The following is a 5,701-nucleotide window of genomic DNA, read 5'->3' on the forward strand; positions in this document are numbered from 1 at the left end:
TGTTGAAGAGCTTGGAGTTAGTGAAGATATAGCATCATTTACACTACCACTTGGTATGACAATTAACATGAACGGAACAGCTATAATGCAGGTTATTGCAGCTATATTCATAGCTTCAAGTGCAGGTTATGAAATAACATTTGGTAGCATTGCAATAATAGCAATACTAGCCCTTATAGCTTCAATAGGAACTCCAGCAGCTCCAGGTGCAGGTGCAATTATACTATTCACTGTATTAACAGGAATGGGCTACAATAACGATGCAGCAATACTTGCTTACTCACTAATACTTGCAATTAACAGACCGGTTGAAATGCTTGTAACATCACTAAATGTAGTAGGAGATGCAGCAACTGCAGTTGTAGTATCAAAATCAGAAAAAACTCTTAACGAAGATATATATAATAACTAAAGCTATCTAAGGATGTTGACAAGGTTAATACCCTGTCATAGAAAACAGGTTATGGCTTTAAGCCATCCCCCTCAAGTCACAATTTATAAGTTCAGATGTAAGTTGCATCTGATTAAATAGGAATAATACTTTAATTTGATACTAGACGCTCTACAGATCCCCCTTTATCGCCAAGCCAAAATATCTATATCTGTAGTGCTTCTAGTCTTTTTATAACCATTTTTAAGGTCTATAATGAAAATATACTAATGTATAAAGGAGAATAGGATATGAAATACGAAGTTTTATTATTTGATGCAGACGAAACTTTATTTGACTTTAAAAAATCAGAAAAAGAAGCATTTAAAAATGCAATGATAGAATTTGGTGTAGACTATGATGAAAGCTACCATCTACCAATATATAAGGAAATTAACACTGCTATATGGAAGGAGTTTGAAAAGGATCTAATTACCCAAGCTCAGCTTAAAACTGAAAGATTTAGAAGACTTGCAGTTAAGCTTAATATGGACTTTAATCCTGAAGAATTTGCCGCAGCATATATGAAGCATCTTTCATACGCTTCATTTTTATATGAGGGTAGTATTGAACTTGTTAAAGACCTTAGTAAAAAGTACAAGCTAGCTATAATTACAAACGGTTTAACTGCTGTTCAAACTAGAAGAGTAAGAGGCTCAGTTATTGCTGATTACTTTGATGAAATAGTAATATCAGAGGAAGTGTCAGTTTCTAAGCCACACCCTGAAATATTTGAGTATACACTTAAAAAACTTAACTTCAGTGATAAGTCTAAGGTTATTATGATAGGTGATAGTCTAACTTCTGATATTATGGGTGGTCATAATTTCGGAATTGATACACTTTGGCTTAACCAAGACAAGAAATCAAATACCCTAGACATATCTCCAACTTACGAAGCTCACTCACTAGAAGATATTAGAAAAATACTTCTATAATTTAAAGGATGAATCATATTAAATTGATTCATCCTTTTTTAAGTTCTTAACCATTATAAAATTTGTCATATATATTCCTTTAACTTCTACCTGCTGCTCTTTAACAATACGGTATCCTCTAGAAATAAAAAATGGCTTTGCTGTAATAGACCCATGTGTTTCAATGCTCTTATGTCCTTGTGCTCTAGCCTCCTCTTCAAGGCAGTTACAAATCATATTTCCTACTCCTATGCCCTGGTAATCTTTGTGAACATAAAGCCTATCTAAGTATCCCCCCTCTTCAAGATCTCCAAATCCAACTACCTGACCATTAACCTCTACTATTAAGCTATAATTAGATAATAATGATTTCCCCCACTTTGTCTTATCTATAGCTTTAGGAGCCCACGCATTAACCTGTTCTTGACTATAATCTTTAATATTTATAGAATGCACCGTATTATAGAATAGGTTAATAACCTTATCTAAATCGGCTTCATTATAACTTCTTATAATCATCTTTTCCTCCATAAAAAATATTCTACTTAGTGTATTTATATAATACTTATTATACATACTATTTTAACTACATAACGTAATAATATTGTAATACAATTATTCGACAAAATAGTGTATTATAAGTCTTGGGTAAAATGAAATCAGTATTTTAAATTTCATATTATTTAGGAGGATTTATGCAAATAATAACTTACATGATTATTGGTATTCTTGGAGTTTTAGGCACTTACTTCTTATTTGGTAAGGACAAGAATCCTATTACTTTAATCAAATCTTTCCTTGGATTTACTATTTTACTTAACATTGTTATCCTCGGAATATGCAGATACATCTTCGGCTATAAAATTATTTTAGAGCCATCACTTTATACCTCAACATTCCTTTTCATATATCTTATTACTGGAGTGGTTTGTTTAGGGATTTATTTCACACTAAAAGCTATATTTACTTCAAAAATTCAATTTAAGAATTCAAATATAATTTTTACAAAGGAAGAAGGGAAGTTTAACAAAAAAAGCTTCTCCATTAAAACACTATCATTTATACTTTTTGCCCTAGGCATTATATGTCTAATTTTCTCATACTGGTTTATTAGTTACTTTGGAAAAATTACACCTGAGCAGTTCTTATTTAACTTAAAGTCACCTTTATCAGGGACAAGTAATGACTCTCTTGTTGAGATCGTTAACACACCTGTATTTGGAATTATTTTCGCATGTGTGATTTTCCTTATACTGATGAACTTCCCATATAGGGTTTCTATTAATAAGGGTGAGGGCATAAATAACATTATTACTAAAAAAATGGTTGGAAGAACTTCACTTATTCTTTCAGTATTAATATTCTTTGGAGGTGCTTCATATTGTATTTCTCAGCTTAAGCTACACAAAGTTGCTATGGCATACTTATCCGACTCTAGCTTTATAGCTGATAACTACAGGGACCCAAGAAACATACCTATGTCATTCCCTAAGAAAAAAAGAAATCTAATTCACATATATCTTGAGTCAGTTGAAAACTCATTCCTATCTAAAGACCTAGGTGGGAACATGGATGTTAACCTAATGCCTGAGCTAACTGAGCTTTCTAAGGAAGGTATTTCATTCTCACACAATGACAAGTTTGGTGGACCATATCAAACATATGGATCATCATGGTCAGTTGCGTCAATGATGAACATGGGAGTGGGAATCCCCCTAAAAGTTCCTATGAAAAACAATTCATATGGATTAAACGGAAGCTTCCTACCTGGTGCAATAGCAATAGGTGATATTCTTGAAACTCAAGGCTACAACCAAACAATTATGTTCGGTGCTGATGCAGACTTTGGAGGATTAACTACATTCTTCACTTCACATGGTGGATTTAATATTTTTGACTACAAGGCTGCTAAGAGAAAAGGGCTTATCCCTAAGGACTATTATGTATGGTGGGGATATGAAGATGATAAGCTGTTTAACTATGCTAAAATGGAGCTAACTCGATTATATAAAGAGGGTAAACCATTTAACTTTACTATGGAAACAGCAGACACCCACTTCCCAGATGGATACCTATCTAAGAAGGCAGAGAAAAAACATTCATCTCAGTATGCTAATGTTATATCATATTCTGATAAGGAAGCTGTTCAATTTATTAGATGGATTCAAAAACAGCCATTCTATGAAAATACAACTATAGTAATAACAGGTGATCACCTAAGTATGGATAAGAACTTCTTTAAGGAATTTGATCCAAACTATCATAGAACAGTATTTAACCTAATACTTAACTCACCTGTAACAACTGACAATACTAAGAATAGACAATATGCTCCTTTTGATTTCTTCCCAACTATACTTTCAAGTATGGGTGTAGAAATTCAAGGTGATAGATTAGGACTTGGTACAAACCTATTCTCAAAGACACCAACTCTTATAGAGAAGGATGGTCTAGAAAAGGTAGAATCTGAACTTGGACGTAACAGTAATTTCTTTAATGATGAATTTATAAATGAAAAGAAAACAAGTGTATTTTCACCAGATAAGGTTACTGAAAGATAATAAATGTAGGGAGCTAATAAAGCTTCAGATTGTTGACAAACCAATATTTAAAAAAGTATTGGTTTGTTTTATAAAAACCTGTTTTTCATGACAGGCTGTTGACTTTTTAAGCAGCCTGCTTTTTATTTTTTAATATTGTTAAATAGTAACTGTGATATTATATATATTAGGTAAATATATTACAAAGAATATACAATAATATTAAATAATTATAAATTCATAACTAATTCACTTCACTACCCTTGAATTAATATTTTCAGGGGGGTAGAATTTTAATATAAGCATGAGAAGGAAGTGTATAATATGACTGAATTTGAACTATTCAAAGAAATTATTGTAGGACATTTTAGTAACCTTAATCAGGTAGAACAAGAAGGGGCTAGTGGGAATATTATTCATCCTATGGCAAAACATATAAACGGAATTTGTAACCACAAAATATACAATCTCCCTGATGATTTTAATGGGATTTTTGTTATTGAAGAAAGCTATTATACTTATTTAGATAAAGACCTTTCAACAAGTATGCCTCACCTATTTTTATTTGAAGAAACAGAATCAGGGCACGTTAAACTAACATCATATGATATACCTGATTATGTGAATAGAGAGTTCTTTACCAACGATAATAATGATTTATTTATAGATTATAACGAACTTAAGGTTTCAAGTAAGTTTAACCCTATGACCTATGAATATATTGAAGGAAAAGGGTTCTATGGAAGAAGCTTAAGTAGTTTTTCACCAACTACTACATTCTTATTAGATGAAACACTATCAATGGATAAGTTTGAAGTAACAGAGATACTAAAAAAAGGTGATAGAGTTCTAATCGGCTTTGACTCACCTATAATATACAATAGAGTAAATTAACTAGCAGGGGGATTTTCATGTCAGCATCAGGATACACAGATAAAGTAATGGATCATTTTATTTCACCAAGAAATGTAGGAAGTCTTCGTGGTTCTAACGGCAGGGGTAAGTACGGAGACCCAGGTTGTGGAGACTCACTTGAAGTGCATATTAAAGTTGTAAATAATGTTATTGAAGATATGAAATATTTTGTATTTGGATGTCCCGCATCTATTGCTACAAGTAGCATGACAACAGTACTTGCTAAGGGGAAAACCCTTGAGGAAGCGCTTAAGATAACAGATGAAGATGTTATTGAAGCTCTTGGAGGACTACCTGAAGCTAAGAAGCACTGCTCTAATCTTGGAGTAACTGCACTTAGAAACGCAATTGATGACTATTATAAGAACCATTCCAAATAACTAAAATAAGCTGTTATGAACATATAATTTCATAACAGCTTATTTTATTATAGAGACTTAATATAATCTAAAACTTCTTGAGCATGTCCCTTAGACTTAACCTTTCTAAATTCCTTAACAAGCTCACCATTTTCGTTAAATACGAAGGTTGATCTTTCAACTCCAAGTGACTCCTTGCCACAAACCTTCTTCATCTTCATAACCTCAAACATATTATGAACTTCCTTATCCTCATCACTTAGAAGTAGGTATGGTAGCTCATTTTTCTCCCTAAACTTAGCATGGGACTTAAGACTATCTCTACTTATTCCTAGAATTACAGTGTTTAATCCGTTAAACTCACTATTTAATTCCTTAAATTCATTAGCTTCCACAGTACATCCTGAAGTATTATCCTTTGGATAGAAAAATAATACTACATTCTTCCCCGCATAGTCCTTAAGGGAAACATCTCCTCCATCAGTTTCCTTAAGTACAAAATCATATCCTGCCATAATATAACCTCCTAAATACTCTCCC

The 5,701-nt window shown here is 32.5% G+C and carries 7 protein-coding genes; 5 read left to right on the forward strand and 2 right to left on the reverse strand.

Annotation, left to right across the window (positions count from 1 at the left end):
• Nucleotides 1–412: dicarboxylate/amino acid:cation symporter (locus RR539_RS10120; protein WP_332500392.1), on the forward strand; the 412-nt coding region annotated here is incomplete at its 5' end.
• A gap of 269 nt (nucleotides 413–681) precedes the next feature.
• Nucleotides 682–1,368 carry a YjjG family noncanonical pyrimidine nucleotidase gene (locus RR539_RS10125; protein ID WP_332474911.1) on the forward strand — a complete coding sequence of 229 codons (687 nt, stop codon included), beginning with the start codon at nucleotides 682–684 and terminating at the stop codon, nucleotides 1,366–1,368.
• Nucleotides 1,369–1,386: 18 nt separating this feature from the next.
• Here RR539_RS10125 and RR539_RS10130 read toward each other — a convergent pair whose 3' ends face one another.
• Nucleotides 1,387–1,866 carry a GNAT family N-acetyltransferase gene (locus RR539_RS10130; RefSeq protein ID WP_332500393.1) on the reverse strand — a complete coding sequence of 160 codons (480 nt, stop codon included), beginning with the start codon at nucleotides 1,864–1,866 and terminating at the stop codon, nucleotides 1,387–1,389.
• 176 nt (nucleotides 1,867–2,042) lie between these two features.
• On the opposite strand from RR539_RS10130, the gene RR539_RS10135 reads away from it, so the two are divergent.
• From RR539_RS10135 to RR539_RS10145, 3 genes are all read left to right on the forward strand, one after another.
• Nucleotides 2,043–3,908, forward strand: coding sequence for an LTA synthase family protein (locus tag RR539_RS10135; protein ID WP_332483839.1), 1,866 nt, complete (start codon nucleotides 2,043–2,045; stop codon nucleotides 3,906–3,908).
• A gap of 303 nt (nucleotides 3,909–4,211) precedes the next feature.
• A complete protein-coding gene (locus RR539_RS10140) occupies nucleotides 4,212–4,781 on the forward strand; it encodes a hypothetical protein (RefSeq protein WP_332483840.1) in 570 nt (189 codons plus the stop codon).
• A 17-nt stretch (nucleotides 4,782–4,798) separates the two neighbouring features.
• Nucleotides 4,799–5,182, forward strand: coding sequence for an iron-sulfur cluster assembly scaffold protein (locus RR539_RS10145; protein ID WP_332474850.1), 384 nt, complete (start codon nucleotides 4,799–4,801; stop codon nucleotides 5,180–5,182).
• A 47-nt stretch (nucleotides 5,183–5,229) separates the two neighbouring features.
• On the opposite strand, the gene RR539_RS10150 is transcribed toward RR539_RS10145, so the two are convergent.
• Nucleotides 5,230–5,676, reverse strand: coding sequence for a peroxiredoxin (locus tag RR539_RS10150; RefSeq protein ID WP_332483841.1), 447 nt, complete (start codon nucleotides 5,674–5,676; stop codon nucleotides 5,230–5,232).
• Nucleotides 5,677–5,701: the final 25 nt, after the last annotated feature.

It is taken from the genome of Clostridium sp., assembly GCF_036639235.1.
Lineage (GTDB): Bacteria > Bacillota > Clostridia > Clostridiales > Caloramatoraceae > Clostridium_AB.